The organism is Cryobacterium sp. TMT2-4 (genome assembly GCF_004402575.1).
In the GTDB taxonomy this organism is placed as follows: domain Bacteria; phylum Actinomycetota; class Actinomycetes; order Actinomycetales; family Microbacteriaceae; genus Cryobacterium; species Cryobacterium sandaracinum.
On the sequence record NZ_SOGE01000004.1, the window covers coordinates 1 to 3244 of the forward strand.

At 53.3% G+C, this 3244-nt stretch carries 1 rRNA gene; it reads left to right on the forward strand.

Features of this window, described 5'->3' with window-relative positions:
* Positions 1 to 24: 24 nt before the first annotated feature.
* Positions 25 to 3152: ribosomal RNA gene (locus tag E3O54_RS01430) — 23S ribosomal RNA — on the forward strand.
* The last annotated feature ends 92 nt before the right edge of the window (positions 3153 to 3244 follow it).

The window sequence follows — 3244 nt, forward strand, 5'->3', positions numbered from 1 at the left end:
CTTAATCGATTCAAACTCATGTGATTTCAAATTTCTAAGAGCAAACGGTGAATGCCTTGGCATGTAGAGCCGAAGAAGGACGTAGTAATCTGCGATAAGCCTCGGGGAGTTGATAAACGAACTGTGATCCGAGGATTTCCGAATGGGGAAACCCCGCCAGGCCCTTTGGGTGACCTGGTGACTCCCGCCTGAATATATAGGGCGGGTAGAGGGAACGTGGGGAAGTGAAACATCTCAGTACCCACAGGAAGAGAAAACAATAGTGATTCCGTTAGTAGTGGCGAGCGAAACCGGATGAGGCTAAACCGATCATGTGTGATAGCCGGCAGGCGTTGCATGGTCGGGGTTGCGGGACTTTTCTGCTGATTCTGCCGAACAGTGAGGGTTAGAGCGTTGTATAGACGAACAGGATTGAAAGCCTGGTCATAGAGGGTGCGAACCCCGTAGTCGAAATGCAGCAATCGCCCGAAGAGTATCCCAAGTAGCACGGGGCCCGAGAAATCCCGTGTGAATCCGTCAGGACCACCTGATAAGCCTAAATACTCCTACATGACCGATAGTGAACAAGTACCGTGAGGGAAAGGTGAAAAGTACCCCGGGAGGGGAGTGAAATAGTACCTGAAACCGTTTGCTTACAAACCGTTGGAGCCAGCTTTGTTCTGGTGACAGCGTGCCTTTTGAAGAATGAGCCTGCGAGTTAGTGATATGTGGCGAGCTTAACCCGAGAGGGGAATGCGTAGCGAAAGCGAGTCTGAATAGGGCGATTCAGTCGCATGTCCTAGACCCGAAGCGAAGTGATCTATCCATGGCCAGGTTGAAGCGACGGTAAGACGTCGTGGAGGACCGAACCCACTTCAGTTGAAAATGGAGGGGATGAGCTGTGGATAGGGGTGAAAGGCCAATCAAACTTCGTGATAGCTGGTTCTCTCCGAAATGCATTTAGGTGCAGCGTTGCGTGTTTCTTGCCGGAGGTAGAGCTACTGGATGGCCGATGGGGCCTAAAAGCTTACTGACGTCAGCCAAACTCCGAATGCCGGTAAGTGAGAGCGCAGCAGTGAGACGGTGGGGGATAAGCTTCATCGTCGAGAGGGAAACAACCCAGACCACCAACTAAGGTCCCAAAGCGCGTGCTAAGTGGGAAAGGATGTGGAGTTGCACAGACAACCAGGAGGTTGGCTTAGAAGCAGCCACCCTTGAAAGAGTGCGTAATAGCTCACTGGTCAAGTGATTCCGCGCCGACAATGTAACGGGGCTCAAGCACGCCACCGAAGTTGTGGCATTGATATTTTTGGTAAGCCGCACCCTTGTGGTGTTGGTTCAGCCGTGTTGATGGGTAGGAGAGCGTCGTGTGGCCAGCGAAGCGGCGGTGTAAACCAGCCGTGGAGGCTACACGAGTGAGAATGCAGGCATGAGTAGCGAAAGACGGGTGAGAAACCCGTCCTCCGAAAGATCAAGGTTTCCAGGGCCAGGCTAATCCGCCCTGGGTAAGTCGGGACCTAAGGCGAGGCCGACAGGCGTAGTCGATGGACAACGGGTTTATATTCCCGTACTGGCGAAAAACCGCCCAAACTAATCCAGTAATGCTAAGCATCTGAATCCTCTAGATGGATCCCTTCGGGGTGAAGCGTGGGGCCTAGCGTGCGACCCTATGCTGGTGCGGTTAGCGTATTAACAGGTGTGACGCAGGAAGGTAGCTGAGCCGGGCGATGGTTGTCCCGGTCTAAGGATGTAGGCCGAGAGATAGGCAAATCCGTCTCTCATGAAGGTTGAGACCCGATGGGTAGTCCTCACGGACGAAATCAGTGATCCTATGCTGCCAAGAAAAGCATCGACGCGAGGTTTTAGTCACCCGTACCCCAAACCGACTCAGGTGATCAGGTAGAGAATACTAAGGAGATCGAGAGAATCGTGGTTAAGGAACTCGGCAAAATGCCCCCGTAACTTCGGGAGAAGGGGGGCCTGAGGCGTGAAGGGATTTACTCCTGGAGCGTTCGAAGGCCGCAGAGACCAGTGGGAAGCGACTGTTTACTAAAAACACAGGTCCGTGCCAAGTCGCAAGACGATGTATACGGACTGACGCCTGCCCGGTGCTGGAAGGTTAAGAGGAACGGTTAGCCGCAAGGCGAAGCTGAGAATTTAAGCCCCAGTAAACGGCGGTGGTAACTATAACCATCCTAAGGTAGCGAAATTCCTTGTCGGGTAAGTTCCGACCTGCACGAATGGCGTAACGACTTCCCAGCTGTCTCAACCGCGAACTCGGCGAAATTGCATTACGAGTAAAGATGCTCGTTACGCGCAGCAGGACGGAAAGACCCCGTGACCTTTACTACAGCTTGGTATTGGTGTTCGGTGTGGCTTGTGTAGGATAGGTGGGAGACTGTGAAGCTTGGACGCTAGTTCAGGTGGAGTCAACGTTGAAATACCACTCTGGTCATATTGGATATCTAACTTCGAACCGTGATCCGGTTCAGGGACAGTGCCTGGTGGGTAGTTTAACTGGGGCGGTTGCCTCCTAAAAAGTAACGGAGGCGCCCAAAGGTTCCCTCAACCTGGTTGGCAATCAGGTGTCGAGTGTAAGTGCACAAGGGAGCTTGACTGTGAGACTGACAAGTCGAGCAGGGACGAAAGTCGGGACTAGTGATCCGGCAGTGGCTTGTGGAAGCGCTGTCGCTCAACGGATAAAAGGTACCTCGGGGATAACAGGCTGATCTTGCCCAAGAGTCCATATCGACGGCATGGTTTGGCACCTCGATGTCGGCTCGTCGCATCCTGGGGCTGGAGTAGGTCCCAAGGGTTGGGCTGTTCGCCCATTAAAGCGGTACGCGAGCTGGGTTTAGAACGTCGTGAGACAGTTCGGTCCCTATCCGCTGCGCGCGCAGGAAATTTGAGAAGATCTATCCCTAGTACGAGAGGACCGGGATGGACGAACCTCTGGTGTGTCAGTTGTTCCGCCAGGAGCACCGCTGATTAGCTACGTTCGGAACGGATAACCGCTGAAAGCATCTAAGCGGGAAGCCGGCTTCGAGATGAGATTTCCATCCCTTCGGGGGAGAGGCTCGCAGCTAGACTACTGCGTTGATAGGCCGGATGTGGAAGAGGGGACTAAAGACCCTCGGAGCTGACCGGTACTAATAAGCCAATAATTTGATAACACACCAGTTTGAATAAGCTGCAAGCGTCCACTATGTGGTTCTCGATGTACGGTCGAGAACAACGCCCCACGGTGACTCATAAACACTGAGGG